The sequence below is a fragment of the Achromobacter sp. 1L-A-4-B-C2 genome (assembly GCF_057291955.1).
This window is the reverse complement of the sequence record NZ_JBXAWP010000003.1, coordinates 277,831-304,266: the sequence shown is the minus strand read 5'-3', so window position 1 is coordinate 304,266 and position 26,436 is coordinate 277,831. Positions and strand designations below refer to the sequence as shown.

Annotated in this window: 25 protein-coding genes and 3 tRNA genes; 17 read left to right on the top strand and 11 right to left on the bottom strand. The window is 63.8% G+C overall.

Annotated elements, in window-relative coordinates:
• The first annotated feature begins 22 nt into the window (after window positions 1-22).
• From paaB to paaK, 8 genes are all read left to right on the top strand, one after another.
• Window positions 23-307 carry a 1,2-phenylacetyl-CoA epoxidase subunit PaaB gene (gene paaB, locus AC0Z35_RS14920; RefSeq protein ID WP_006218245.1) on the top strand — a complete coding sequence of 95 codons (285 nt, stop codon included), beginning with the start codon at window positions 23-25 and terminating at the stop codon, window positions 305-307.
• A gap of 14 nt (window positions 308-321) precedes the next feature.
• Window positions 322-1,086: a 1,2-phenylacetyl-CoA epoxidase subunit PaaC gene (gene paaC / locus AC0Z35_RS14915; RefSeq protein WP_485132383.1), complete on the top strand. Its 765-nt coding sequence runs from the start codon at window positions 322-324 to the stop codon at window positions 1,084-1,086.
• Entirely contained in the window at window positions 1,083-1,589 is a 507-nt protein-coding gene (paaD, locus tag AC0Z35_RS14910) for a 1,2-phenylacetyl-CoA epoxidase subunit PaaD (protein ID WP_046802757.1), read from the top strand. The genes paaC and paaD overlap by 4 nt, the downstream gene beginning before the upstream one ends.
• A gap of 13 nt (window positions 1,590-1,602) precedes the next feature.
• Window positions 1,603-2,688 (top strand): 1,2-phenylacetyl-CoA epoxidase subunit PaaE, encoded by a 1,086-nt coding sequence (gene paaE, locus AC0Z35_RS14905; protein WP_046802758.1) that lies wholly within the window; start codon window positions 1,603-1,605, stop codon window positions 2,686-2,688.
• 47 nt (window positions 2,689-2,735) lie between these two features.
• Window positions 2,736-4,400, top strand: coding sequence for a phenylacetic acid degradation protein PaaN (gene paaN, locus AC0Z35_RS14900; RefSeq protein ID WP_485132384.1), 1,665 nt, complete (start codon window positions 2,736-2,738; stop codon window positions 4,398-4,400).
• A gap of 14 nt (window positions 4,401-4,414) precedes the next feature.
• A complete protein-coding gene (paaG, locus tag AC0Z35_RS14895) occupies window positions 4,415-5,203 on the top strand; it encodes a 2-(1,2-epoxy-1,2-dihydrophenyl)acetyl-CoA isomerase PaaG (protein WP_219991948.1) in 789 nt (262 codons plus the stop codon).
• On the top strand, window positions 5,203-5,673 hold the full coding sequence (gene paaI / locus AC0Z35_RS14890; protein ID WP_046802881.1) for a hydroxyphenylacetyl-CoA thioesterase PaaI: 471 nt from the start codon (window positions 5,203-5,205) through the stop codon (window positions 5,671-5,673). Before paaG ends, paaI begins: the two co-directional genes overlap by 1 nt.
• A 101-nt stretch (window positions 5,674-5,774) precedes the next feature.
• Window positions 5,775-7,094 (top strand): phenylacetate--CoA ligase PaaK, encoded by a 1,320-nt coding sequence (paaK, locus tag AC0Z35_RS14885; protein WP_104143165.1) that lies wholly within the window; start codon window positions 5,775-5,777, stop codon window positions 7,092-7,094.
• Window positions 7,095-7,227: 133 nt separating this feature from the next.
• Here paaK and AC0Z35_RS14880 read toward each other — a convergent pair whose 3' ends face one another.
• The 6 genes from AC0Z35_RS14880 to radC form a co-directional block, all read right to left on the bottom strand.
• Complete coding sequence (locus tag AC0Z35_RS14880; protein ID WP_104143167.1) at window positions 7,228-8,634, bottom strand: MATE family efflux transporter; 1,407 nt, start codon at window positions 8,632-8,634, stop codon at window positions 7,228-7,230.
• Window positions 8,631-10,361 (bottom strand): ArnT family glycosyltransferase, encoded by a 1,731-nt coding sequence (locus AC0Z35_RS14875; protein WP_485132385.1) that lies wholly within the window; start codon window positions 10,359-10,361, stop codon window positions 8,631-8,633. The genes AC0Z35_RS14880 and AC0Z35_RS14875 overlap by 4 nt, the downstream gene beginning before the upstream one ends.
• Before the next feature lie 124 nt (window positions 10,362-10,485).
• Window positions 10,486-10,752, bottom strand: coding sequence for a type B 50S ribosomal protein L31 (locus tag AC0Z35_RS14870; RefSeq protein WP_006218255.1), 267 nt, complete (start codon window positions 10,750-10,752; stop codon window positions 10,486-10,488).
• Between the two features lie 212 nt (window positions 10,753-10,964).
• On the bottom strand, window positions 10,965-11,813 hold the full coding sequence (kynA, locus tag AC0Z35_RS14865; protein WP_046802764.1) for a tryptophan 2,3-dioxygenase: 849 nt from the start codon (window positions 11,811-11,813) through the stop codon (window positions 10,965-10,967).
• A gap of 183 nt (window positions 11,814-11,996) precedes the next feature.
• A complete protein-coding gene (gene kynB, locus AC0Z35_RS14860) occupies window positions 11,997-12,623 on the bottom strand; it encodes an arylformamidase (RefSeq protein WP_006218257.1) in 627 nt (208 codons plus the stop codon).
• A 172-nt stretch (window positions 12,624-12,795) separates the two neighbouring features.
• Complete coding sequence (gene radC / locus AC0Z35_RS14855) at window positions 12,796-13,473, bottom strand: RadC family protein (RefSeq protein WP_104143170.1); 678 nt, start codon at window positions 13,471-13,473, stop codon at window positions 12,796-12,798.
• 49 nt (window positions 13,474-13,522) lie between these two features.
• Between radC and AC0Z35_RS14850 the strand changes: the two genes are divergently transcribed.
• Genes AC0Z35_RS14850 through maiA form a run of 3 tightly spaced genes read left to right on the top strand, consistent with a single transcriptional unit; the run spans window position 13,523 to window position 15,676 of the window.
• Window positions 13,523-13,999, top strand: a complete 477-nt coding sequence (locus AC0Z35_RS14850) for an FKBP-type peptidyl-prolyl cis-trans isomerase (protein WP_006218259.1) — start codon at window positions 13,523-13,525, stop codon at window positions 13,997-13,999.
• Entirely contained in the window at window positions 13,999-14,976 is a 978-nt protein-coding gene (ispH, locus tag AC0Z35_RS14845) for a 4-hydroxy-3-methylbut-2-enyl diphosphate reductase (protein ID WP_046802766.1), read from the top strand. Before AC0Z35_RS14850 ends, ispH begins: the two co-directional genes overlap by 1 nt.
• A gap of 55 nt (window positions 14,977-15,031) precedes the next feature.
• Window positions 15,032-15,676 (top strand): maleylacetoacetate isomerase, encoded by a 645-nt coding sequence (gene maiA / locus AC0Z35_RS14840; RefSeq protein WP_120154450.1) that lies wholly within the window; start codon window positions 15,032-15,034, stop codon window positions 15,674-15,676.
• Window positions 15,677-15,713: 37 nt separating this feature from the next.
• On the opposite strand, the gene AC0Z35_RS14835 is transcribed toward maiA, so the two are convergent.
• From AC0Z35_RS14835 to AC0Z35_RS14820, 4 genes are all read right to left on the bottom strand, one after another.
• Window positions 15,714-17,156 (bottom strand): DegQ family serine endoprotease, encoded by a 1,443-nt coding sequence (locus AC0Z35_RS14835; RefSeq protein WP_319305888.1) that lies wholly within the window; start codon window positions 17,154-17,156, stop codon window positions 15,714-15,716.
• 78 nt (window positions 17,157-17,234) lie between these two features.
• A complete protein-coding gene (locus AC0Z35_RS14830; protein ID WP_104143173.1) occupies window positions 17,235-18,569 on the bottom strand; it encodes an ATP-binding protein in 1,335 nt (444 codons plus the stop codon).
• Window positions 18,566-19,225: a response regulator gene (locus AC0Z35_RS14825; RefSeq protein WP_485132386.1), complete on the bottom strand. Its 660-nt coding sequence runs from the start codon at window positions 19,223-19,225 to the stop codon at window positions 18,566-18,568. Before AC0Z35_RS14825 ends, AC0Z35_RS14830 begins: the two co-directional genes overlap by 4 nt.
• Before the next feature lie 142 nt (window positions 19,226-19,367).
• Window positions 19,368-19,443, bottom strand: a tRNA-Thr gene (locus AC0Z35_RS14820).
• Between the two features lie 234 nt (window positions 19,444-19,677).
• Between AC0Z35_RS14820 and AC0Z35_RS14815 the strand changes: the two genes are divergently transcribed.
• From AC0Z35_RS14815 to AC0Z35_RS14800, 4 genes are all read left to right on the top strand, one after another.
• Window positions 19,678-19,753 (top strand) — tRNA-Asn (locus AC0Z35_RS14815).
• Window positions 19,754-19,949: 196 nt separating this feature from the next.
• A complete protein-coding gene (locus AC0Z35_RS14810) occupies window positions 19,950-20,963 on the top strand; it encodes a CobW family GTP-binding protein (RefSeq protein WP_104143174.1) in 1,014 nt (337 codons plus the stop codon).
• Window positions 20,964-21,068: 105 nt separating this feature from the next.
• Window positions 21,069-21,974, top strand: a complete 906-nt coding sequence (locus AC0Z35_RS14805; RefSeq protein WP_104143175.1) for a LysR family transcriptional regulator — start codon at window positions 21,069-21,071, stop codon at window positions 21,972-21,974.
• A 471-nt stretch (window positions 21,975-22,445) separates the two neighbouring features.
• A complete protein-coding gene (locus tag AC0Z35_RS14800; RefSeq protein ID WP_104143176.1) occupies window positions 22,446-22,652 on the top strand; it encodes a hypothetical protein in 207 nt (68 codons plus the stop codon).
• Here AC0Z35_RS14800 and AC0Z35_RS14795 read toward each other — a convergent pair.
• Window positions 22,631-22,707 (bottom strand) — tRNA-Met (locus AC0Z35_RS14795). The genes AC0Z35_RS14800 and AC0Z35_RS14795 overlap by 22 nt on opposite strands.
• Before the next feature lie 62 nt (window positions 22,708-22,769).
• Here AC0Z35_RS14795 and scpB point away from each other — a divergent pair.
• Complete coding sequence (gene scpB, locus AC0Z35_RS14790; RefSeq protein ID WP_485132387.1) at window positions 22,770-23,984, top strand: SMC-Scp complex subunit ScpB; 1,215 nt, start codon at window positions 22,770-22,772, stop codon at window positions 23,982-23,984.
• Window positions 23,985-24,019: 35 nt separating this feature from the next.
• Entirely contained in the window at window positions 24,020-25,855 is a 1,836-nt protein-coding gene (gene rluB, locus AC0Z35_RS14785) for a 23S rRNA pseudouridine(2605) synthase RluB (protein ID WP_485132388.1), read from the top strand.
• The last annotated feature ends 581 nt before the right edge of the window (window positions 25,856-26,436 follow it).

The window sequence follows — 26,436 nt, the reverse complement described above, 5'->3', positions numbered from 1 at the left end:
CGGCATTTCAAGGATATCCATCATGAGCAAAGACTGGCCTTTGTGGGAAGTGTTCATCCGCAGCCAGCACGGCCTGGCCCACAAGCACGTCGGCAGCCTGCATGCCCCGGACGCCGAAATGGCGATCAATCACGCGCGTGACGTCTACACGCGCCGCAACGAAGGCCTGAGCATCTGGGTCGTGCGCGCCTCGGACATCTCGGCCAGCAGCCCCGGCGACAAGGAACCCTTGTTCGAGCCGGCCAACAGCAAGGTCTACCGGCATCCCACGTTTTTCCCGATGCCCGAAGAAATCAAGCACATGTAAGGCGGCAGGCGGACATGGACAAGACTTTGTTTGAATACCTGCTGCGCCTGGGCGATTCGTCGCTCATCCTGTCGCAGCGGCTGGGCGCGTGGACCGGGCACGGCCCCATCCTGGAAGAGGACCTGGCGCTGACCAATACCGCGCTGGACCTGCTGGGGCAGGCGCGCATGTGGCTGACGCTGGCGGGTGACGTCGAAGGCGCGGGCCGCGATGAAGATGCGCTGGCCTATCACCGCGACGCTCACCAGTTCCATAACGTGTTGCTGGTCGAACGCGCCAATGGCAACTATGCCGACACCATGGCGCGCCAGTTCCTGTTCGACGTCTGGCACTACTTCCTGCTGCAACGCCTGGAACAATCCTCCGACGAACGCGTGGCCGCCATCGCCGCCAAGTCCATCAAGGAAGTCACTTACCATGTGCGCCGCTCGTCGGACCTGGTCGTGCGCCTGGGCGACGGCACCGATGAAAGCCACGCCAAGATGCAGGCCGCCATCGACGACGCCTGGCGCTTTACCGGCGAACTGTTCGCCGACGACGCCGTGGACCAGGACGTGGCCGCGCGCGGCATCGGCTGTGAACTGGCCGCGCTGCGCGAACCGTGGCTGGCGCACGTGCGCGAAGTGCTGGAAGAAGCCACGCTGACTGTTCCCGATGAAACCGCAGCCGACCATCTGGCCTACCGGGGCGGTCGCCAGGGCAAGCACACCGAAGAGCTGGGCTACGTGCTGGCCGAAATGCAGTACCTGCCGCGCGCCTACCCGGGAGCCACCTGGTGAACGCGCTGGCGCCCGTTTCCGCCGACCAGGTCTACGCCTGGCTGCACGAGGTCCCCGACCCGGAGATCCCCGTGCTGTCCGTGGTGGACCTGGGCGTGGTGCGTGAGGTGAATTGGGAAGGCGACACCTGTGTCGTCGTCATCACCCCCACGTATTCCGGCTGCCCGGCCATGCGCGAAATCACGCAGGACATCCAACAGACGCTGGCCCGCCATGGCGTGGCCGACGTCCGTGTCGACACCCGCCTGGCGCCCGCCTGGACGACCGACTGGATGAGCGAAAAGGGCCGCGAAGCGCTCAAGGGTTACGGCATCGCCGCGCCCGCCGAGCGCGCCATCGACATTTCGGGCATCAGCCGCCGCGCTGTCGCGCCCGCCATCGCGTGCCCGCGCTGCGGCTCTCGCGATACGCGGATGGTCAGCAACTTCGGGTCCACGTCGTGCAAGGCGCTGTATCGCTGCGTGTCTTGCCGCGAACCCTTCGATTATTTCAAGACTCACTGAGAGCGGTTTCAAGATGAGCAACCAATTTCATTCCTTGAAGGTGGCCTCGGTGGCGCGCAACACGCGTGATGCCGTGGTCGTGACCTTTGACCTGCCCGACACGCTGACCGACGAGTTCGCCTTCCTGCCGGGGCAGTACCTGACCCTGCGCACGCAGCTGAACGGCGAAGAGCTGCGCCGCTCGTACTCGATCTGTTCCGCGCCGCACGACAAGCTGCTGCGCGTGGCCATCAAGAAGGTCGACGAAGGCGCGTTCTCCAGCTGGGCCAACCATGAACTGCAACCCGGCCAGACGCTGGAAGTGATGGCGCCCGCCGGCAACTTCACGGTGGACTTCTCGCCCGAGAACCAGCGCCATTACGTGGCCTTCGCGGTGGGCAGCGGCATCACGCCGGTGTTCTCGCTGGTGAAAACCGCGCTGTCGATCGAGCCGCGCAGCAAGTTCACGCTGTTCTTTGGCAACCGTGCGTCGTCGGCCGTGCTGTTCCGCGAAGAAATCGAAGACCTGAAAAACCTGTACATGGAGCGCTTCTCGCTGGTCTACGTCATGAGCCGCGAGACGCAAGACATTGAACTGTTCAACGGCCGCCTGGACGGCGATAAGGTCGACCAGCTGATGTCGGCCTGGATGAGCCCCGAAGACATCGATTACGCTTTTGTCTGTGGTCCGCAAACCATGACCGAAAGCGTGGTTGAGCGGCTGCAAGCGCGCGGCATTCCCAAGGCGAACATCAAGTTTGAACTGTTCGGCGCGCCCAAGGGGCCGCGCGCACTGCGTACCGGCCACGACGCCCCGCAGGCGCCAGGCAAGGGCCAGTGCGAAGTGACCGTGGTGCAAGACGGCCACAGCCGCATGTTCGTGATTGATAAGAATAAAGACAGCGTGCTGGACTCGGCGCTGGCGCAGGGAATCGAGCTGCCCTATTCGTGCAAGGGCGGCGTGTGTTCCACCTGCCGCTGCAAGGTCATCGAAGGCGAAGTGGACATGGATGCCAACTTCGCCCTGGAAGACTACGAAGTGGCGCGCGGTTTCGTACTGAGCTGCCAGAGCTTTCCGGTCAGCGACCGCCTGGTCATCGACTTCGACCAGGAAACCTGACGCGGCCCGTGCCGGTCAGACACCCCTAATTCATTGGAGAGACAAGCGTGTCCCAAAAATTCTTCGAGCGTCACCAGCCCGTGCTGGAACTATCCCTGGCGGCTGCCGCGCTGCGCGGCTACTGGAGCCCGTTTGCCGAATCGCCCAGCCCGCGCAACTATGGCGAAACCGCCAACGACGACGGCCGCGCCGCCTTCGAAGCCCTCAAGGGCAAACCGTTTCCCCTGAACCTGCACGACGCCGACGGCACGGTGGGCGGCGAGAAATCGCCCTACGGTTTCGACCTTGGCATTACGTACCCGCATGTGCCGGTCGACAAGCTGATCGGCGCGTCCAAGCGCGCGCTGGAAGATTGGCGCCGTGCCGGTCCGCAAGCCTGGGTGGGCGTGTCGCTGGAAATCCTGGCGCGCTTGAACAAGCTGAGTTTTGAAATTGCCTACGCCGTGCAGCACACCACCGGCCAGGGCTTCATGATGGCCTTTCAGGCCGGCGGCCCGCACGCGCAAGACCGCGGCTTTGAAGCCGTGACCTACGCCTGGCAGGAAATGTCGCGCATTCCGGGCGTGGCGATGTGGGAAAAGCCGCAAGGCAAAAATGACCCCATCCGCATGGAAAAGCAGTTCACCGTGGTGCCGCGTGGCGTGGCGCTGGTGATCGGTTGCTCGACGTTCCCAACGTGGAACGGCTACCCCGGCATGTTCGCCAGCCTGGCCACGGGCAACACCGTTATCGTCAAGCCGCACCCGGGCGCGATCCTGCCGCTGGCCATCACCGTGAAGGTCGCGCGCGAAGTGCTGCAAGAAGCCGGCTTTGATCCCGATGTGGTGTTGCTGGCCGCGCACGAAGCCGGCGACGACACGGCGCAGAAGCTGGCGCTGGACCCGGCCGTCAAGATCGTGGACTTCACCGGCAGCACCGCCAACGGCAACTGGCTGGAAGACAACGCCCGCCAGGCGCTGGTCTACACCGAGAAGGCCGGTGTCAACCAGGTCATCATCGATTCCACCGACGACCTGAAGGGCGTGGCGCGCAACCTGGCGTTCTCGTTGGCGTTGTACTCGGGCCAGATGTGCACGGCGCCGCAAAACATCTACGTGCCGCGCGACGGCATCAACACGCCGGAAGGCCGCGTCAGTTTTGACGACGTCGCGGCTGCCCTGGGCGTGGCGCTGGAGAAGCTGGGCGCCGACGCCGCCCGCGCCGTGGAATTGACGGGCGCCATCCAGAACGACGGCATCGTCGAGCGCATCGAAAAGGCCCGCGCGCTGGGCCTGCCGGTGGTGGCGGACAGCAAGGCGCTGACGCACCCGCAGTTTGAAAATGCCCGCGTGCGCACGCCGCTGCTGCTGCGTACGGAAGCCGGCAACGCCGCCATCAGCCAGGAATGGTTTGGCCCGATCGCCTTCGTGGTGGCTACGGATTCCACCGCCCACAGCGTCGAGCTGGCGCGTGACAGCGTCATTCAGCACGGTGCGCTGTCGCTGTCGGCCTACACCACCGACCCCCAAGTGGCCGACCAGGTGCAGGACGCGGCCGAAGTGTCCGGCGTGTCGCTGTCGCTGAACCTGACGGGCGCGGTGTTCGTCAACCAGACCGCGGCCTTCAGCGACTTCCACGGCACCGGCGCCAACCCGGCCGCCAACGCCGCGCTGTCCGACACCGCCTTCGTGTCCAACCGCTTCCGCGTGGTGCAAACCCGCCGTCACGTCTAAGCAGGGCGACGCTTATGAGCTATCAGGATATTCAATTTGATTTGTCGGGCGGCATCGCCCGACTGACGCTGAACCGCCCGGACAAGCTGAACAGCTTCACCGCGAACATGCACGCCGAAGTGGCCGACGCGTTGACGCGCGTGGAAACCGAAGGCGCGCGCGTGTTGGTGCTGACCGGCGCAGGGCGGGGCTTTTGCGCAGGGCAAGACTTAAGCGAGCGCAAGCCCGCCGAAGACGGTACGCCGCCCGACCTGGGCGAAACCGTCGACAAGTTCTACGCGCCGCTGGTGCGCCGCTTGAACGCCTTGCCGTTGCCGGTTGTGGTCGGCGTGAACGGCGTGGCGGCGGGGGCGGGCGCCAACTTGGCGTTCGCGGGCGACATCGTTATCGCCAAGGCGTCGGCCAATTTTATTCAGTCGTTCTGCCGCCTGGGCTTGATCCCCGACACCGGCGGCACGTTCGCGCTGCCGCGACTGGTGGGCCGCGCGCGCGCCATGGGCCTGGCGATGCTAGGCGACAAGCTCAGCGCCAAGCAGGCCGAGGAATGGGGCCTGATCTGGCAGTGCGTGGCGGACGAGGAATTCGACGCCACCCTGGAACGGTTGGCGCAGCACTTTTCCACGGCACCCACCAAGGGTCTGGCATACACCAAGCGGGCCATGCAGGCCAGCCTGGGCAATGATCTGTCGACGCAGCTGGATCTGGAACGCGACATGATGCGCGAACTGGGCCGTAGCGCCGACTACGCCGAAGGCGTGGCCGCGTTCCTGGGCAAGCGCGAACCGCAATTCAAGGGGCAATGATGACCGTGCACGTTCCCCCCATTGAAGCGCCCAGCGATCCGCAGGAATTGGCGCAGGCCGTTGGCACCGTGATGTACGCGGGCGACGCAGCCTCGCAAGGCCTGGACATGAAGGTCGAGGAAATGGCGCCCGGCTATGCGCGGCTGACGATGCGCGTGCGCGGCGACATGCTGAACGGCCACAAGACCTGCCACGGCGGCTTTATCTTTGCGCTGGCCGACAGCGCGTTCGCGTTCTCGTGCAATTCCCGCAATGTCAGCACCGTGGCGTCGGGCTGCACCATTGATTACCTGGCGCCGGGTTTCGAAGGCGACTTGCTGACCGCCGTGGCGCAAGAGCGCTCGCTGGCCGGCCGCACGGGCGTGTACGACGTTACCGTTACCAACCAGGACGGCCGCAATGTCGCCCTGTTTCGCGGGCGGTCCTATCGCATCAAGGGCCAGATCGTGGGGGTTCCCGCCGAAGGCTGAGGATGACGGTCCAACGCCACTAGAACATTCGTCATCCAACAAAGATAGAACCCGCGCGCCGAGCGGACCGGCGTAAAGAGAAATTCAGGAGAGAGATAACCATGTCCAACACCATGAGCAAGCCGGGGCTGGACCCCATCGAGCATGCCAGCCAGGACGAGCTGCGCGCGCTGCAGCTCGAGCGCCTCAAGTGGTCGCTCAAGCATGCGTACGACAATGTTGCGCATTACAAGAAAGCGTTCGACGAAGCGGGCGTGCATCCCGACGACCTGAAGCAGCTGTCCGATATTTCGAAGTTTCCTTTCACGACCAAGAAGGAACTGCGCGACAACTATCCGTTCGGCATGTTTGCCGTGCCGCGCGAGCGTATTTCGCGCGTTCACGCGTCCAGCGGCACCACGGGCAAACCGACGGTGGTGGGCTACACCAAGGGCGACCTGGACAACTGGGCGAACCTGGTGGCGCGCTCGATCCGCGCGGCCGGCGGCAAGCCGGGCGACACGGTGCACATCGCCTATGGCTATGGCCTGTTCACTGGCGGGCTGGGCGCGCATTACGGCGCCGAGCGCCTGGGTTGCACGGTCATCCCGATGTCGGGCGGGCAAACCGAAAAGCAGGTGCAGTTGATCAACGATTTCCGTCCGGACATCATCATGGTCACGCCCTCCTATTTCTGCAATATTCTCGAAGAACAGCGCCGCCAGGGCATTGATCCGCGTCAAAGCTCGCTGCGTATCGGCATCTTCGGCGCCGAGCCGTGGACGGGCCAGATGCGTGCCGATATCGAGGCCGAAGCCGGTATCGATGCGGTGGATATCTACGGCTTGTCGGAAGTGATGGGCCCGGGCGTGGCCAGCGAGTGCGTGGAAACCAAAGACGGCCCGGTCGTCTGGGAAGACCACTTCTACGCCGAGATCATCAATCCGGACACCGGCGAACCGGTGGCCGATGGCGAGGCCGGCGAACTGGTGTTCACGTCGCTGACCAAAGAGGCGATGCCGATCATCCGCTACCGCACCCGAGACCTGACCCGCCTGTTGCCGCCCACGGCGCGCAGCATGCGCCGCATCGGCAAGATCACCGGCCGCAGCGACGACATGTTGATCGTGCGGGGCGTGAACATGTTCCCGACGCAAGTGGAAGAACTGGTGCTCAAGATCGCCCAGCTGGCGCCGCATTATCAGCTGGTCCTGTCGCGTACCGGCAATATGGACGAGCTTGAAATCCTGACCGAAGTGCGCGCCGAGTTCTCGGGGCTGTCGGAGGCCGAACGCAATAACCTGGGCAAGCAATTGCAGCATGCCGTGAAGACGCACATCGGCGTCAGCGCGCGCATCCAGGTGTCGGACGCCGGCCATGTGGAACGCACGCTGACCGGCAAGGCGCGCCGCGTGATCGACAAGCGACCGAAGGTGGTTTGATCGAGGCTGTCTGACCCGGTTGTTTCCGGTTTCAGCCGTCAATCACAAAAAAAGCAGCCATCTGGCTGCTTTTTTATTTCCGTAACCCCGCGGAAAGGCGCCAGGGGAGGGCGCCAGGCAAGGGCCGCGTTGGCTACCGCCCCACGGCCAACGTGCGAACGATGCGGCGGTACCAGATGTGCAGCAGGATGGCGGACAGCGCCAAGCCCACCATTGCCATCAACCACATGCTGCCCGCGCCTTCGGGTGAGCCGGGCAGCAACGCGTTGCGGACGCCGTCCAGGCCACCCCGGCCGGGGCCAAAGCCGAACCACCAGCCGCCGACCAGCCCCACGCCCGCCAGCGCCACCACCTGCAACAGCAGCGGCACCACCGCAACCTTGTAGGCGCGCAGCAGGTAAGAGTTGATGCATTGCATGGAATCGAACAGGTGAAACAGCGGCAACACCGCCAGCAGCGTCGTTGCCACGGCAGCCACGCCGATGTCGTCCGTGTATGCGGCAAGGATCAGGGGCCGGCCCACCAACAGCACGGCGGCGGTCAACAATGCGCCGATCAGGCCCAGCGCCAGCCCGGCCATGCCGGTGCGATGCGCGTGCGCAAGATTGCCCGCGCCGATGGCCTGCGCGGTCAGCGCCGCGGTGGCCACGCCCAGCGCCATGGGCATCATGTAGCACAGGGCCGCCAGGTTCGACATGATCTGGTGTCCGCCCGTGACATACGTGCCTTCGCGCGCCACCAGCAGGGCCATGAAGGTAAAGGCCGACACCTCGACCAGGTACGAGCCGCCCATGGGGATGCCCAGGCGCAGCAGTTCCTTCAACGTCTTCCAGTCGGGCTTGCCCACGCGCAGATTGAAGCGGCGATAGAAGCGATCGTGCGTGATGACCCAGAGGCCCAGGCCCAGGCTCATCCACGACACCACGGCGGTTGCCAGCCCCGCGCCGGTGGCGCCCATCGCGGGCAGGCCCAGGTTGCCGTAGATGAACAGCCAGTTGAAAAACGCCTTGAATGCAATAGCGGACAGGTTGATTGCCATGACCAGCTTTGGCCGTGACACCGAGGTGCCCAGCGCGTAGATGGTGCGAAACACCAGCGCCGCCGGCAGGGCCAGCACCAAAGCCTGCAAGTAGGACCCGATCCGTTCGCGCACGCCCGGCGCCACGTCGCCCGACATCGACAACCACACGTCCGGGAACAGCATCAGCACCGCGCCCACCACGGACAAGCCCAGCGCCAGCCAGACGCCCTGGCCCCAGCTGCGGCCGACTTCGTCGTTGTTGCCGGCGCCGAAATGCTGCGCAAGGATGGGGATGAGCGCATGTACCACGCCCATCAGGCCAACGAAAACGGTGATGTAGATAGAGGCGGACAAGGCCATCGCGGCCAGGTCGCTGGCGCTGGAGTGGCCTGTCATGGCGGTGTCCAGCACGCCGAACGAAATACCGGCCCACTGGCTGATCAGCACCGGCCACGCTTGTTTGGCGATGCCGCGCACAGTGGCGCCGAAGGATATCGGCGCCGCGTTGACGGAATTCATCGGTTCGGGCCGACTCGCAGCAGTCGGAACACTTCCTGGCGATCGGCGCGGCGGCCGCCCTGCCACAACACGTCGGCCCCGTCGCTATAAGCGGCAGTGTTGTCGCGCAGGCTCTGGTTGTTGGTCTGTTGCAGGATCAGCGTGCACTTCGCGTCGAACGTGAAGGTCAGATTGTCGAAGATCAGGAACGATGCGCGCTGGCCGCTGCCCAGGCTCAGGCCACGTACGCATTCGCCGGGCCGCGCATGTTGCGCCAGCGCCTGCGCCAGTTGGCCCGATACCGTGCGATAGCTGCGCGCGTAGTCCACGGCGGGTTGCCACAGCAGCACAAGCAGAATCCACGTTACGGTCAGGCCGCCGGCGGACAGCACCGTGCCGCGCCACAGCGCTTGCGGGCGTACGCGCAGGCGCCACACCACCAGCGCAATCCAGGCCACGGTAAAGATCACCGCCAGCGTGAAGGCGCCCCACGAAATGACGGGCTCGTAGCCGGTGGTCTGGCGGGCAATGTTGCGGGAAATCTGCGCCGGCCAATTGAAGTGCAGGGCCACCCAGCCGAGCCACGCGGTGGCGGCCGTCAGCGAAAAACACATGACGGCAAACCAGTCCAGCGTATTGACCACGCCACGGCGCAGCGTGGGTAACGAGAACGCGCCCAGCACGGCGCAGGGTACGGCCAGCATCACGTATTCGGAGTCGGACGCCTCTTCCAGTACGAACAGCACCAGTGCCGCGCAGACCAGCAGCATCAACGGCAGCCAGATGTGCGGGGCGTAGATCCATTCGCGCCAGCGCCAAACCGCCAACAGCGCCAAAGGCCATGTCGGCCACAAGTACCAGGGCAAGTCGCGCAGCGTGCGGCCCATGTCATGCCAGGTCGGCAAGGCGAATGACGTCAGGTTCCAGGTCTTCCAGTTGCGGATCCAATACTGGCTGCTTTCGCTGGCCGGGATCCACCACGCCAGGATCAGCGCTACCGTCACCAGCACCGCCCACGGCAGCCAGCGCTTGCACTTCCACAATTGGCTGCGCGGATAGAACGCCAGCAGTGCGCCGATCATGATGGGAATCGCGCCCACCCAACCGCGCGTAAGAAAGCTTGCGGCCAGCGCGATGCCCAGCGTGGTGGTGCCGGTAACCGGCCGGTCGACGCTGCGCGCCAACGAATAAAAAGCCAGCGCCTGGCAGGCCATGATGGCGGGTACGACAGTGGTTTCGTGCGTGCGCTGAAGGATGCCCACGGTGGCCAGCAGCAGCAGCAGCGCGGCGTCGGCCAGCATGCGTCCGTAGTCGCGCGGTTCGGGTTCGCCGCCGAAGGGCAGCGCCAGGGGTTGGGCTTCGCTACGGCGGCCCAGCAGGTAGGTGCCGTACCAGACACTGGAGGCAGTGATGCCGAACCACAGCAGATTCGGCAGGCGGCCGGCGGTGATGTCGCCGATGAACGGGCCGAACAGCCAGATGCAGACGGCGCCCACCCAGGTGATCAGCGGGCCTTCTTCGGCATGAGCCAGCAGCCCGACCTGGGGCAGCAGCCACGTGATGCCGCCTTCCCGGATGGCGGTGATCATCGTCGCCAGGCCAACCGCATCGTCCGTTTTCCACGGGTCGCGCATGAACAGGCCGGCCACAATATAGGCCAGCGCCAGGCCCAGCAGGATCAACCTGGGAAGCTTCGCGGTTGCCACGGACGTGAGCCGGGCAGGAGTGGAAAAAGAAAGTGGGGACACGGGCGTTAATGTAACCGAGGGATCAGGTTGCGCCAGCCCCTGGCTTGCAAAAAGCAGGCAAGGGAGGAAAAAAAAGCAGCCCGGAGGCTGCCTTTTTGCTGTGACTCCCGTAGGAGCAACAGGATCAGGAAGCGGACTTGACCGTGCCGGCGGTACGGGCGAAGCGGGCGCGGAACTTTTCCACACGGCCGGTTTCGACGATACGCGTTTGGGCGCCCGTATAGAACGGGTGCGATTCGGAGGTCACGTCGCACTTGAAGAGCGGGTACGTCTTGCCGTCGATTTCGACGGTTTCGCGCGTGTGCACGGTCGAACGGGTGATGAACTTGTTACCCGTTTGCAGGTCGGCGAAGACGACTTCGCGGTATTCGGGGTGAATGCCTTCTTTCATGGTGCTTATCCTAGGACCCGCCAAGGGGTCTTTCAAGTTGTAGGGTCGCCAGCCAGGACGCGTTATGCCGTTCACAGTAGAACGCCCACGCAAGGATTCCAGCCACGTATCCAAAAAGTAACCCCAAATTCTAGCACGGGTTTTTCCCGGTAGACCAGGGCGGGCAGGCCAGAATCGGCAGCCCGCCACCGGGCGCAAAAGGGGACGGGCCCTTACAGTTCCGTGCGCAGTTTCCAGATCTCGGGGAACAGGACGACATCCAGCATCCGCCGCAGGTAATCCACGCCCGACGTGCCGCCGGTGCCGCGCTTGAAGCCGATGACGCGCTCAACCGTTGTGACGTGGCGGAATCGCCACAGTCGGAACGCGTCTTCCAGATCGGTCAGTTTTTCGCCCAGCTGATACAGGTCCCAATAGCGATCGGTGTCGCGGTACACCGTCAACCATGCGGCTTCCACGCCTTCCGACGATTCATAGGGCTGGGTCCAGTCACGTTCCAGGCGGTCCGCCGGCACGGCGATGCCATGGCGCGCCAAGAGCCGCAGGGACTCGTCATACAGCGAGGGCGCGTCGTACGCGCTGCGCACCTGGGCCAGCAGGTCTTCGCGGTGCGCATGCGGTTTCAGCATGGCCGCATTCTTGTTGCCCAGCAGGAATTCGATCTGGCGGTACTGGTAGCTCTGGAATCCGCTGGAACGCGCAAGGTACGGCCGCAGCGCCGAATATTCGGGCGGCGTCATCGTGGCCAGCACATCCCAGGCATGAACCAGCTGCTCCATGATCTTGCTGACTCGCGCCAGCATCTTGAAGGCCGGTTGCAGCCGGTCGGCCGCCACGCTGGCGATGGCTGCGCGCAACTCATGCAGCATCAGCTTCATCCAGAGTTCGCTGGTTTGGTGCTGGATGATAAAGAGCATCTCGTTGTGCTCGGGCGACAGCGGATGCTGCGCGCCCAGCACCTGATCCAGATGCAGGTAGTCGCCGTAGGTCATGTCGCGCGTGAAATCCAGCTGCGCTTTTTCCTGGTGGACGATGTCTTCGGGGCGGTGCGGGCAGCTCATGCTTGGCCTCCGTGGCAGGGCGGGGCAGCGCGGCGGGCCGAGGCGGGCAATGCGCGCCAGCCCGGCGCGCAGGAACGGGCGCGCGCAAGCGCGACGGCGTGATCTGGGGAGAGGTTCATGGTCGTGCGTCTTTCAAGGCGGGCGGCCCGTATAAGGTGGCCGCCCGAAAGCCAGCGGACCAGCCTACAGTTCGCGCAATACGGCGCGTACCGGGCTGGCATCGGCCTGGACCAGCGCCAACGGCAGGGCGATCAATTCGTAATCGCCTTCGGGCACATCATCGAGAACCAGGTTTTCCAGTACCCGCATGTCGTGCCGCAAGATCGTATGGTGGCTGTCCAGGGTCTTGCTGGACGCGGGGTCGATGCTGGCGGTATCCAACCCGATCAGCATGACGCCGCGTTCGGCCAGCCATTCGATGGTTTGGGGGGCGTAGGCCGAAAAATCGTCCGTCCACCAATCTTGCGCCGCATGCTTGGCAGTGCGCACGAGCACGCGCGGCGGCAGGTTCAGCGCTGCGTGCGCCAGGTGGTCCGTGGTGATCAACGGGCCGCAATCAATGGCGTGGATGACGCGGCAAGGACCCAGAAATGGCTCCAGCGAGACCGCGCCGATGGCGGCAGCGCCGTTCTGATAGTGCAGGGGGGCGTCGGCATGGGCGCCGATGTGCGGCGACAGCGTGATTTCACTGACGTTGACCGGACAGCCGGGCGTCAGCGACCACTTCCATTGCTGGCGGTACGGCGTGTCGCCGGGGAAAACCGGTGACGCCGTGGAGACGGGCGGGGAAATGTCCCACAAGCGTTTCATCAGAAGCGTTTTCGTGTCGGCCGGAATGTTCCGGCGAATGGTCCAGCGGATGTTCTAGCGAATGGTCCAGCAAATGTTCCAGCGCGAATAGGTTAAAGCCTAAAGCAATTCCGCTCGGCAGTCTAACGAAATCCGGCGGCTTGGGGCGTGCCGACAAGCACCCTGCCGCCCGCTACAGCCCGCCCAGTTCCGCCATGGATATGACCGACGCGCCGGCCACGATCAGGTGGTCGACCAGTTTAACGTCCACGAGCGCCAGCGCCTGTTTCAGCTGTTGCGTGAAGCCCCGATCCGCCGCGCTGGGCTCGGCCATGCCCGAAGGGTGGTTATGCGCCACGATCAGGGCCGCCGCGTGGTGGCGCAGGGCCTCGCGCACGACCTCGCGGGGGTAAACCGATGCCTGCGACAGCGTTCCGCGCGCCAGTTCGCCCGTGGCGATCACCCGTAGCTGGTTGTCCAGGTAGAGGGCGATGCAGTGTTCCACCCGCCGATGGCCCAGCGCTGTCAGGCAATACTGCTTTACCTGGGCGGGATGGCGCACGGAATGGGGCCGGGTCAGGTCTTCTTCGACGGCGCGGCGCGCCAGCTCCAGCAGGGCGGCCAGGGTGCAGGATTTGGCGGCGCCCAGCCCCGGAACGGCCATGAGTTCCTCGGGTGTGGCCCCCAAAAGGCCGCGCAGGCCGGAAAAACGCTCAAGCAGCCGGTTGGACAGATCCACCACATTGGTGCCCGGAATCCCCGTGCGCAGCCCCAGCGCCAGCAGCTCAGCGTCCTGGAGCGCTGCTGCGCCATGGCGTAGCAGCCGCTCTCGGGGACGCTCGTGTTTTGCCAGCCGGACAGACAATTTCATATAAGGCTCTAAAATCAGGGTTTATCCAATATCCATACGGTGGCAGATCTTGAGCATCGCCTCTAACGAAGTGAACGTTTTTGTCCGTCCGGATTCCTACCTGACGCTGCATTACCGAATCACGCTTGCGTCCGGTCCTGGCAAGGACTCTGTGTTCACGAATACTTTCGACGGCCGTCCCGGCACGCTGCAAATGGGCAGCGGCCAGTGGGCGCCTGGCCTGGAAGCCGCGCTGATCGGCCATGCCGAAGGCGAGAAATTCAGCGTCACCCTGGAACCCGCCGACGCCTACGGCGACCGCAACCCCGAACTGATCCAACGGGTCACGCGGGCGATGCTTGCCGAGCACGCGGGCGCCGACGCCACGTTCGAGCCGGGCGACCTGGTCGAGTTCACCGCCCCCAACGGCGGCCGCTACTCGGGCGTGCTGAAAGAAATCAACGACGAGTCGGCGCTGTTCGACTTCAACCATCCGCTTGCGGGCGTCCGCTTGCAACTGGACGTGGCGCTGCTGGGAGTTCTCTGATGAGCAAGGCCGTTACCGCCTCCGACGCCGAAGTCCTGCTGGCGCAGCCGCGAGGCTTCTGTGCCGGTGTGGACCGCGCCATCGACATCGTCGAACGCGCGATTGAACTGCATGGCGCACCGATCTACGTGCGCCATGAAATCGTCCACAACCGCTATGTCGTGGAAGACCTGCGCGCCAAGGGCGCCGTCTTCATCGACGAACTGGACGATGCGCCCCCGGGCGCCATCGTCGTGTTCTCGGCCCATGGCGTGTCCAAGGCGGTGCGGGCCGAGGCCGAGGCTCGCGGCTTGCAGGTGTTTGACGCCACCTGCCCGCTGGTCACCAAGGTCCACATTGAAGTGGCCCGCATGCGCGCGGCCGGCCGCGAGATCATCATGATCGGCCACAAGGGGCATCCTGAAGTCGAAGGCACCCTGGGCCAGGCGCAAGGCGGTATGTACTTGGTGGAAACCGTGGAAGACGTGGCGGGCCTGCAAGTCAGCGACCCGGAAAACCTGGCTTTCGTGACGCAGACGACGCTGTCCGTGGATGACGCGGCGGCGGTGTCGCAAGCGCTGAAGGCGCGCTTTCCCAGCATTGTCGAGCCCAAGAAAAGCGACATCTGCTATGCCACCCAGAACCGCCAGGATGCGGTCAAGGTGCTGGCGCCCGAGTGCGACCTGGTGCTGGTCGTGGGCAGCCCGAACAGTTCCAATTCCAACCGGCTGCGCGAAGTGGCCGAACGCAAGGGCGTGGCGTCCTACCTGATCGACGGCGCGCAATCCATTGACCCGGCCTGGTTGGTTGACCGCAAGCGCATCGGCGTGACGGCGGGAGCTTCGGCGCCTGAAATCCTGGTGCAGCAGGTCATTGACCGCGTCAAGGAATTGGGCGCCGTGTCTGTGCGCACCATGCCGGGCTTGGAAGAAAATGTGGCCTTTCCGTTGCCCAAGGGCTTGTCGCGCAAGTCCGCGCAGACGGAATCGCTGGAATAAGCAAGCGCCGCCCGCACGGCGGCACAGCGCCCAAAAAAGACAAGGAGAAGACTTCATGCAGTTGTACAGCTACTTCCGCAGCTCGGCCGCGTATCGCGTGCGTATCGCCCTGAATCTGAAGGGCCTGACTTACGAATATTTGCCCGTACACCTGCTGAAGGACGGCGGCCAGCAACTGTCGGACGGCTATCGCAAGCTGAACCCGACGGCGCTGGTGCCGACCTTGATTGATGGCGATGCGGTGATCGGCCAGTCCCTGGCCATCATCGAATACCTGGAAGAAACGCATCCGCAGTCGCCGCTGTTGCCGGCCGACCCCATTGGACGCGCGCGCGTGCGCGATCTGGCACTGGGTATTGCCTGCGACACGCATCCGCTGAACAACCTGCGCGTGCTGAAGTACCTGAAGCACACGCTGGGCGTGGACGAAGCGGCAAAAACCGCTTGGTACAAGCATTGGGTGCATCAAGGCCTGGAAGCGCTGGAAGCCCAGCTGGCACGCTCAAGCGCCACGGGCCGTTTTTGTCATGGCGACACGCCCACCATCGCGGACCTGTGCCTGGTGCCGCAGGTGGCCAATGCGCAGCGCTTCGAGTGTGACCTTTCCGCGATGCCCAACGTGACGCGTATCGATGCCGCCTGCCGCGAGTTGCCGGCTTTCGCAAACGCCGCGCCGGGCAAGCAGCCCGACGCGGAATAAGGGTAGCCGGCCGGCCGGCCGGCTGGCCGGCTGGCCGTCAGCCGATCTGCACCGGCACGAAGATTTTGTCTTCGCCGCGCTGAACCAGCAGGGCCACGGTCTTGCCGGCCTTGGACAGCGCTTCCTTGACCTGGCCGATGTTGTGCACCGGCACGCCGTTCAGCGACAGCAGCACGTCGCCCGGTTCGATGCCAGCCTTGGCGGCCGGGCCGGCAGAGCGCTCGATCAGCAACCCTTCGGTGCCCGAGGCCTGCTGCTCCTGCGGGCTCAGGGGGCGCAGGGCAAGGCCCAGTTGACCGCGCTGCACGTCTTGATCGCCGGACGCCGACTGCGTCTTGTCCTTCGGAACGCCGCCCAAGGTAGCGACCAGTTCCTTCGGAGCACCGGCGCGCCAGACGTCCAGCTTGATCTTTTCGCCGGGCGAAGCCAGGGTAATCATCGACGCCAGGTCGCCCGACGACACGATGGTCTTGCCATTGATCTGGCGCACCACGTCACCCGGTTGCAAGCCCGCCTTGTCGGCGGCACTGCCCTTTTCGACGCTGGACACCAGCGCGCCGGACGGCGAATCCAACTTGAACGAATTGGCCAGGTCCTGATTCACTTCCTGCACCGTCACGCCCAGGCGCGCATGCTGCACCTTGCCGTGTTCCAGGATCTGGTCCTTGATCTTATAGGCCACGTCGATGGGAATCGAGAACGACAGGCCCTGGAAACCGCCGGTGCGGCTGTAGATCTGCGAGTTGATGCCCACGACTTCACCACGATCATTGAACAGCGGGCCCCCCGAATTTCCCGGGTTGACCGCCACGTCCGTCTGGATGAAGGGCACCGACGTGTCGTCGGGCAGCGAGCGGCCCTTGGCGCTGACGATGCCGGCCGTGGCCGTATTTTCCAGGCCGTAGGGCGAGCCGATGGCCAGCACCCATTCGCCCACTTGCAGCTGGTTCACGTCACCCACCTTGACCACCGGCAGGTTCTTGGCGTCGATCTTGAGTACGGCCACATCGGTCTGCGGGTCCGCGCCCAGCACTTTCGCCTTGTACTCGCGGCGGTCGGTCAGTTTGACGGTGACTTCCTTGGCATCCTGCACGACGTGTGCATTGGTCAGGATGATGCCGTCGGCGCTGATGATGAAGCCCGAACCTTCGCCGCGCATCGGAACTTCACGCGACGGCATGCGACCGCGCGAGCCCGGTATCTGGCCGAAAAACTGGGCAAAGGGGTCATCGTCGTCGGCGGATACCTTGCGCGTGCCGCTGACGCTGATGTTGACGACGGCCGGGCCAAAGTCACGCGTGATCTGCGCGAAGTTGGGCGGGCTGGAAGCATTGATGGATGGCGTTGCGGTGATGGCGGTCGGGGCGTTTGCCGCCATCGACACGCCGCCCGTCACGGCGGTTGCGCCGGCGCCGCCAATGGCGCCAGCGGCCAGCAGCGCCAGCACAAGGCGCGAGGGTTTCATTTGCGAGGTCTTCATGTCGGCTCCTGCGTTCATGTTTGAGGACATGGCGCTATCTTCGGGCCTGACACTTAGGCGAATCTTAAATCGGCGTAATCAACGCAAAATGGGAAATCGCACTCGCGCGCGCAGCCCTTGGCCACCGGGCGCGTCCTCAAGAATGATGTCGGCGCCATGGCGATCCGCGATGGCTCGCGCGATTGACAGGCCCAGTCCGCTGCCGTGCTGCGTGTTGCCTTCGGCGCGATAGAAGCGGTCGAAGACGCGCTCGCGTTCGGCGGGGGGAATGCCGGGGCCCTCGTCGTCGATGGTGAAAGACGCCTGGTCCGCTTCGGATTGCAGATGCAGCCGGATGCGGCCGCCTTCCGGGCTGTGCTTGATGGCGTTGTCCAGCAGGTTGCGAGCCAGCAAGGTGAGGGCGTCCCGATGGCCTTGTACGCGCGCTTCGCTGGCCCCGTCCATGTCGATGGCGATCGCCTTGGTATTGGCCTGTGCCAGCGTCTCGGACAGCGCCTGGCGCAGCACGTCGGCCAAGTCCACGGGGGCTGCGGGCGTGGGCTCCGACGCGCTTTCGTGGCGAGCCATGGACAACATCTGCTCCACCAGCCGGGTGGCGCGGTCAATGCCCGAGGCCAGGCGCTGTTCCGCGATTTTGCGGCCGTCGGCGTCGCCGGCCCGTTGCAGAGCCTGTAGCTGCAAGCGCAGTGCGGCCAGTGGCGAGCGCAGCTCGTGCGCCGCGTCGCCAACGAATTGTTTTTGCTGGGCGAAGGCGGTTCGCATGCGTTCCAGCAGCAGGTTCAATTCAAGAATCAACGGGCGGATCTCGTCGGGCAAGCCCTGCACGTTGACGGGCGACAGATCTTCGGGTTGCCGCGCCGCCACTTGGGCGCGAGCACGCTTGACGGGCCGCAGCGACCAACTGACGACGCACCACACCACCAGCATCAACAGGGGCGCCGCCGCCGCGATGGGTGCGATGGTTCGCAGCGCCAGCTCGCGCGCCATGTGCTTGCGCACGTTCATGTCCTGCGCCACCTGTATCACCTGAAACGGGGTGGCCAACGCGTACACGCGGTACGTGGTGCCTTCCATCTTGGCGTCGGAAAAACCCAGGACGATCTGATCCGGCAGGGGGCGGCGCGAACGGGAATTGAAAACGCGCAGGCCGTCGGGTGTCCAGATTTGAATGATCAGATCGTCTGCCATGGGCGTTGCGGCGCCCAGGCTTTGCGTGGGGCCGGTGCTGAGCAGCCCATCGCCCGTGCCCAACGACAGCGCAGTGCGTTGCAGCAGCGAATCAAAGATGTCGTCGGCCTGGGCCAGCGTGCTGCGATACGCGATAACCCCTTGCGCCAACGCGCCGACCACGATGGCGGCCAGCAGAAAAAACAGCAGGCGGGCTCTCAGTGAGTAGCTAAGCCTGATGCTCATGTTTTGGGGATGACATAGCCGACGCCTCTGACGTTCTGGATCAGGTTCGGACCCAGTTTCTTGCGCAGGCCATGAATATAAACCTCAACCGCGTTGCTGCTGACGCTGTCTTTCCAGCTGTAGAGTTTTTCTTCTAGTTGAGCGCGCGAAAAGATCATGCCAGGGCGGGCGATCAGCGGTTCCAGAACGGCCCATTCGCGGGCGGTCAGCGCAACCGGCGTGCCGTCCACCATGGCGGCGTGCGATTGCGGGTCGATCGTGATGCCCTCATGTTCAAACACCGGTTCGGCGCGGCCGGCACTGCGGCGTATTAATGCCCGCATGCGCGCCAGCAGTTCGTCCACGTCGTATGGCTTGACGATGTAGTCGTCCGCGCCTGCGTCCAGGCCGGCAATGCGGTCGCTGACGGCGTCGCGGGCGGTGGCGATAAGGACAGGCGTGCGGTCCTTGCGGGCGCGTAGCTCGCGCAGCAAGGCCAAGCCGTCGCGCTTGGGCAGCCCCAGGTCCAGCAGGATGAGGTCGTAGGGGTCGGTATGCAGTGCCGATTCGGCAGCGCTGCCGTCCCGGACCCAGTCCACGGCGTAGTGTTCGGCGCGCAGGCAATCCAGCACGCTTTCACCAATCATGATGTCGTCTTCGACAAGGAGGATGCGCATGGTGGTCTTCGCTTGGCTGAATGAAAATCCAGCAAGTTGGACGCGCGGCGGGCAGGTGGAGTTCCCGTTGGGGGAAGCGGCTTGCCGACGTGGCGGGGCGCGGAAATGAAAAAAGCAGCCCGAGAGGGCTGCTTTTAGAATTTGGTGCCGGCAATAGGAGTCGAACCTACGACCTTCGCATTACGAATGCGCTGCTCTACCAACTGAGCTATGCCGGCAAGACCATTTGCTTGGGATTTGATCGCCTTTCCGGGTTGCGGAGCAACGAACAAAAGATCAGCAAAACATCTTTGTTCTTTCCAGTTCGCCGCCCTGTTTATGGGGCCTGATCTGGAAAGACCGAAATCATATCAGAGTTTTTTGGGGATGGGAAACGGTCGGCCCAAAAAGAACTAAAAAAATCGCAATTTGCGCGCGCCAAAAATTTAGTTCATAATTGCGTTCTTGGCAGATCCCCGATAGCTCAGTCGGTAGAGCGACGGACTGTTAATCCGCAGGTCGCTGGTTCGAGCCCAGCTCGGGGAGCCAAAAGAATTCAAGGTCACAAGCCGCTGCGCGCAAGCATGGCAATGGCACGGGACCCAAGCCGAACTGAAGGGCCACTCGCGAAAGCGAGTGGCCCTTTTAGTTTTTGCCGTGCGCCCGGCTCCCGCGCGGATACGGTTGTTGTGCGGGTTGTTGTACGCTTCGCCAGATCCAATACAACCGAGCGGGACCAACTGCGATGGCAGGGCAGATTGAAGACGACAAGCGCATTGGCGTAACCGTGATTTCAGGCTTCCTGGGCAGCGGCAAGACCACGCTGCTGAACCGCCTGCTTCACGAGCCCGCCTATGCCGACACCGTGGTCGTGGTCAATGAATACGGCGATATCGGGGTCGATCACCATCTGGTCCGCTTGGCGCCTGCCAATGTCGTTCTGATCGAGGGCGGCTGCCTGTGTTGCGTCGTCAGCGGGGCGGTGGTCGATACGCTACGTGAGCTTTTCATGTTGGCGGTCAGTCGGCGGATCAAGCCGTTTCGCCGGGTGATTATCGAAACCAGCGGGTTGGCCGATCCCGCTTCGACGCTGTTCATGCTCAAGCACGACCGGTTCCTGGCGGAGCGCTACGCGTATCGCGGCGCAATCGTGTTGGTGGATGTGCGTCATGGTGAATCGCAATTGGCCAACCAGCCCGAAGCCGCGCGGCAGTTGGCCTTGGCAGACACCGTCGTGCTCAGCAAGTCCGACTTGGCCGACGCGGCGCAGTTGCGCCGCGTAGAGCAGGCAGTCATTGCCATTAATCCGGGGGCGCGGCGCTGTGTGCAGCGCCAGGATGCGCCGCTGGCCGGCATCTTGCGCGAAGGGCCTGATGTGGCAGCGCGCCGCGATGGTGCTGCCTTGTCGAATTGGCTTCAGGCGTTTATCCGGCCGCCCGCCGACCGGCATGGCCAGGTCGCGAGCTTTTCTTTGTTCTTGTCGTCGCCCCTCGGGCGTGCCGCGTTCCTTGCTGGCGTGTCCCGCATTCAAGAACGCTATGGGCCGGGAATTTTGCGGATGAAGGGGCTGGTGTGCTTCGAAGGGGAGGCGCTGCCTTGCGAGGTGCATGGAGTTCATGGCGAGCTGTACCCCTTGCGCGCACTGGCGCAATGGCCAACCGACGACCGCGCATCGCACCTGGTCTATATCGTGCGTGGCCTGGATGTTGCCGAGGTTCGCGCGGCCGTTGCCGAGGCGTTGTTGCAGTCGCCGGCTTGAGCCTGCCGTGCTGGCGTGAGTGCTCAAAATGTCGCCATTTAGGCGCAGATGTTGCACTGAAATACGGTATAACCGGTACGGTCTGATGCAAGAATCGAGACAATCATGGATCGTTTGAAGGCGATGCAGGTGTTTGTAGAGGTTGCTGACCGGGGAAGCCTGTCGGCGGCGGCGGTTCATCTCGACATGTCGCGCGCCATGGTTTCGCGCTATCTGGCTGAAATGGAGCAGTGGGTTGGGGTGCGCTTGCTGCACCGTACGACGCGCCGCCTGAGCCTGACCCCCGCAGGCGCCGAGACGCTACCCCGTTGCCGCCAGATGCTTGATATGGTGGGTGACCTGCGAAGCGCGGTATCCACGCCTGAAGATACCCCTAGGGGGTTGTTGCGAATCACCACCAGCATGTCGTTCGGTTCAAGGCATCTGGCCAGCGCTGTGACGGATTACGTGAAGCTGCACCCGGGCACGTCGGTCGACTTGATGTTGGTCGAGCGCGCCGTCAACCTCGTGGAAGAGCGGGTCGACCTCGCGGTGCGCATCACCAATGACCTGGATCCGAACCTGATCGCTCGCAAGTTGGCGGTTTGCCGGTCGGTGGTGTGTGCATCCCCCGAATATTTGGCGCGAGAGGGCGTGCCGGCTCGAATCGAAGACCTGTCACTGCGAAATTGCCTGACGCATTCTTATTTCGGCAAAAGCCTGTGGCGTTTCGAGCGGGAAGGCTTGCCCGTGGATGTGCCGGTCAGCGGCAATATCAGCGCCAACGAAGTGTCCGTGCTGCTGCATGCCGCGTTGGAGGGGGCGGGCATTGCGATGTTGCCCACTTACTACGCCAATGAATATATTGCGGCGGGGCGTTTGAAAGCGATCTTGCCCCAATGCAAACCCCAGGAATTGGGTATTTATGGCGTTTATGCGTCGCGCAGGCAAATGCCCTTGATACTGCGTTCCATGTTGGACTTTCTGGTTGAGCGCTTGGGTTCGGCTCCTTGGGACAAGCCAGGTGCCTGATCCAGGCCACCCGCGCACGCGTTTCAGGCTTGAGGCACAACGTTATGGCGGTATAATTCGCCAATTGCGCGGACGGCTGGCTATGGGCGTTGATGTCAGTCCTGGCAAATCGGTGTCCGCTGGCATGTACCTTCAAAATATCCAAGAATCGTAAGGCTGGCCAGCGTCCGGCCAGGGCGCGACGAAGCAGGTCTTCGCTTGCGCAGGGGTGATTGATTGTCGGGCGTGTGGCCGGTCGCCATATTGCCAAGATCATTGGCCGCGGATTCGGGCCGTTGATACTGACCGCCGTGAAATGCAGGCGTCGGGTTCCGGCGCTTCCCTCGGGCTTGCTGGCCGTTGATGCCGGCTTTTCCAGAATTTGCTTAAAGCGTCTGCCGCGATATCCGATGCGCAGACACTACGCCTTTATCTTGACCCGCTCGCCTTTCGTGGCGCCAGCCTGTCATTGGCAGTCAACCCAGGAATCTTGTGAACAATACGCCGATCAACGCCGTCGATTGCAGCCCCGTCTTGATGGCGGCTCGGCGTGCCGAGAAAGCCGGCGCGGTGCCGTTCGCTTCCGTGCAAGCCGTGTCCGCACAAGCTGGTTTTAGCTATATCCGTGAAGCACAAATGAAAAAGGCCCGGCGCATTCGCCAGGCCTTTATCAAATTTGGTTGCGGGGGCAGGATTTGAACCTACGACCTTCGGGTTATGAGCCCGACGAGCTGCCAGACTGCTCCACCCCGCGTCTGAGAAAAGAATATTAACCTTATTTTCAACCTAGCGCAAGTTAGCCCTTTGTGAATTTGAATGTCGATGAACGATAGCGAGGCAATACTCGTGCTGGAAACCGCGTTGTTATGCGCGGTGCAGCCGATGCAACTGTCCGATATGCGCAAGCTATTCGGGGACGATGAACAATTCGATAACAGCAAGCTACGCGGGCTGTTGGAGACGCTGCAAGCCAATTGGGCCGATGGCGGCCTCGAGCTGGTGCAGTTGGCAAGCGGCTGGCGATTCCAGAGCCGCCCGCATATGCAGCGGTACCTTGAGCGCCTGAGTCCTGAAAAGCCGCCCAAGTATTCGCGCGCGGTCATGGAAACGTTGGCGATTGTTGCCTGGCGCCAGCCCGTTACGCGCGGCGATATCGAAGATATACGTGGCGTGACGGTGTCTTCGCAAATTGTGAAGGCCTTGGAAGATCGTGGCTGGATCGAGGTGATCGGGCATCGCGATGCGCCGGGTCGTCCTGCGCTGTTCGGCACCACGCGACAGTTCCTGGATGATCTGGGGCTGCGCGCGCTGGACGAGTTGCCACCTCTGGAGTCTGCCCACGCCGCCGCCGCGCTCGCGGGGCTGGACCTGGGTGAAGTCCAGCAACTGACGGGCGAGGGCGCTGAGGCGCCGGCAGAAGGGGCAGCGGAAGTCGGGGATGCGGACGCCGCTGCCGACGGGCAAGTCAGCATTGCCGAGGCGGGCGAGGGCGGTGAACATGCCCAAGGCGAGCTTGCCGTAGAAAATATGGCCGACCCCGAAGAAAATGACCCTGTTCCAGTTGCGGAATTGTCAGTTTCGGAACAGGATGCACCCATAGACCCGGTCGATAGCGTAGAATCCGTCGTTTCGCGCACAGAAGAAGGCGCGAATCCCGACGACGAACCCACCGTCCGGGAGCAAGCCGCAGGCTTGTCCAATATGCCGACCCCGTCCGGTTTTCCCGACGACAGGTTCGGTAACGACATTTCCGATATGGCCGCCGACCCCTCTACGGCCGGTGCTGCAAAGGAAAGTGTCGCGAACGCAAAACACGCGGAACCGACCGACCCGATTGACGAGACCGATCACGCAGCGCCTGGCGCCGCCGGGCATGAGCCCGCTTTCGGCCTTGATGATCCTGTTCGGCCCGAACCCGATGCCGTTTCCACGGCCTCGGACGAAGCGGATCCGGCGCAACCTGGCGCCGGTCGCGATTCGGCGTCCCCTGATGATGACGAGCCCGCCCCTGGCAGGCCTACCCAAGTTTGAAATTCGGAGCTGTCCCAGTGACAACGAATACAGCAATGCAGGACGACAATCCCCGTTCGGATGACGCCGTTTCCAACGGTCAGCCGGACGCCTCCGCCGCGCGCGAACCCTCTGTTGAAGGCGATGCCGGCGCGCGTGGGCGCGGTCGCAAGCTGAGGACGCCGTTCCGCCGTCGCCGTGGCGACGCCGCCGCAGAGCAGGCACCCGCTGAGGGCCAATCCGCCGCCGCCACGTCACCGGTTGAGTCGGCTGACTCCCGGGGTGGTGAGCAGGAAGCGGAGCAAGCGTTGTCGTATCTCGACAACACCGATCGCATGGAACAGCGCCTGGGCAAGTACCTGAACAGCGATTCGGTCATGCCCAAGCTGCACAAGGTGCTGGCGGACGCCGGCATCGGCTCGCGCCGCGAGATGGAAGAGTTGATCGTTGCCGGTCGCGTGTCCGTCAATGGCGAGCCGGCCCATATCGGCCAACGCGTTGCTCCCAACGATCAGGTCCGTGTGAACGGCAAGCCGATCATGCGCACGAATACGAAAAAGCCGCCGCGCGTAATTCTGTATCACAAGCCGGCTGGCGAAATCGTCAGCCATGACGATCCGGCCGGTCGCGCCAGCGTGTTTGCACGCTTGCCCAAGCTGCGCACGGGTAAGTGGCTGTCGGTGGGGCGTCTTGACCTGAACACGGAAGGTCTGCTGATCTTCACGACGTCGGGCGACATGGCCAACCGCATCATGCATCCGCGCTATGGCACGGAACGCGAGTACGCGGTCCGGGTGCTGGGCGAGATGGACGAAGCGCAGCGCCAGTCGCTGGTGGACGGCATCGAACTTGAAGACGGCGTGGCCGCGTTCGGCGCGCTGGATTACCTGGGTGGCGACGGCAGCAACCGCTGGTATCGCGTGACCTTGCAGGAAGGGCGCAACCGCGAAGTCCGCCGCATGTTCGAAGCGGTAGGTGTGACGGTCAGCCGCCTGATCCGCACTCGCTTCGGTGACGTGGTCCTGCCGCGCACGTTGCGTCGTGGTCGCTGGGAAGAATTGGATGGTTCGCTGGTTACCGCGCTGATGGTCCAGCTGGGCCTGTTGCGCGATGACGACGAGTCCGGCGGCAACCGTCGCCGTTCGAAGCAGCCCGTGTCGCATGACAGCGCGCTGCCTCCCGGCTTCGGCACGATGGATCGCAATGGTATGAACGGCGCCCGAATCGGTCGTCGCGGCAAACTGCAAGGCGGCCGGCTGGGTAGCGCGGGTCAAACCGCCGCATGCCCGTCCGATCCCTTTGGCACCGGATTGATGATTGCCGGTGGCTATGCCAACGGTCATCCGCTGGCCTCGGAAGGGCCGGGCGGCAACCGCAAGGGCGGCAAACCCGGCGGTGAGCGTTCGGCCGCAGCTGGTGGCGGCCGTCCTGGTGGCAAGCAAGGCGGCAAGCCGGGCGGAAAACCGGGCGGCAAGCCGCGAGGCCCGCGCGGTCCGCGCGCGGCGGCGGCAGATGGTCAACGCGGCAACGTGGCTTCGGCTGATGTCGGGGCCGGCAACGTGGCCGAAGCGCCCGTGGGCGGTGGCCGCAAACCTTCGGGCGGCAAGCCCGGTGGCAAGCCGGCGGGCGCGCGTGGCGCCAATGGTGGTCGTAGCGGTAATGGCAAGCCTGCCGGCGCCGGCGGCCGTGGCGGCAATAAGGCGGAAGGTTCGCGCAATGCCGGCGGCTCGGCTGCGAACAAGGGTCCGGGGGCGGGCGGAAAGCCGCGCGCTCCGCGCAGTGCTTCCTCTGCCTCGTCGGGCCCGCGCGGCGACGATTGGCAGCCGCGAGGCGCCTCGGCGCATGAATCGCGGTTGGGTGTGATGGGTGGACGAGGCCGTCAGGGCCGCTGATCCGCTTGCTGGCGGCGCGTTTGGCGCGCCGCCGACCCCGATATGTCCCGTATAAGCGTAAGCCCGTGACGAATCAGGCGTTTTTCCAGTTTATCTGGTAAAATCAATGGTTTTCATGGCTTCGCGTCATTGCCCTTTGCCGGGCGATGGGGTCGAGATGCCGCTTTGGCAGGCTTGGTTGTTGCCAAAGCCGGGGTCAAAGCCGGGGTCAAAGCCGGGGTCGCGGCTGGTATGAATGCTGGTATGAGTACCGGTTCGAATGCTGGTATGACTGCCAGGTGTTATAGCCGGCAGCCGGCAGCAGTTTGCATTAGCAATTGAAGCGCAGCGGGTTTGCAATAGCTGCGGTTCTCAGCGGTTGTTGAATACGAAGTTGTTCAATAGCAGTTTGGCATCGGATATGCGCCAAGTGCCGCCGGACCCGAGGTTTCAATATCGGGTTGTGGGGCAGGCAGGGTCGGAATGACCCGTGGTGCATCAATTTAGGTCGCAATATAGGGCGCTGCCCAGCATTGCTCCTTACGTGCAGTAGGGAAGCGGCTGGGCTCTGCGCAATATCGGTGGGCTGGGCGTGCAGCCCA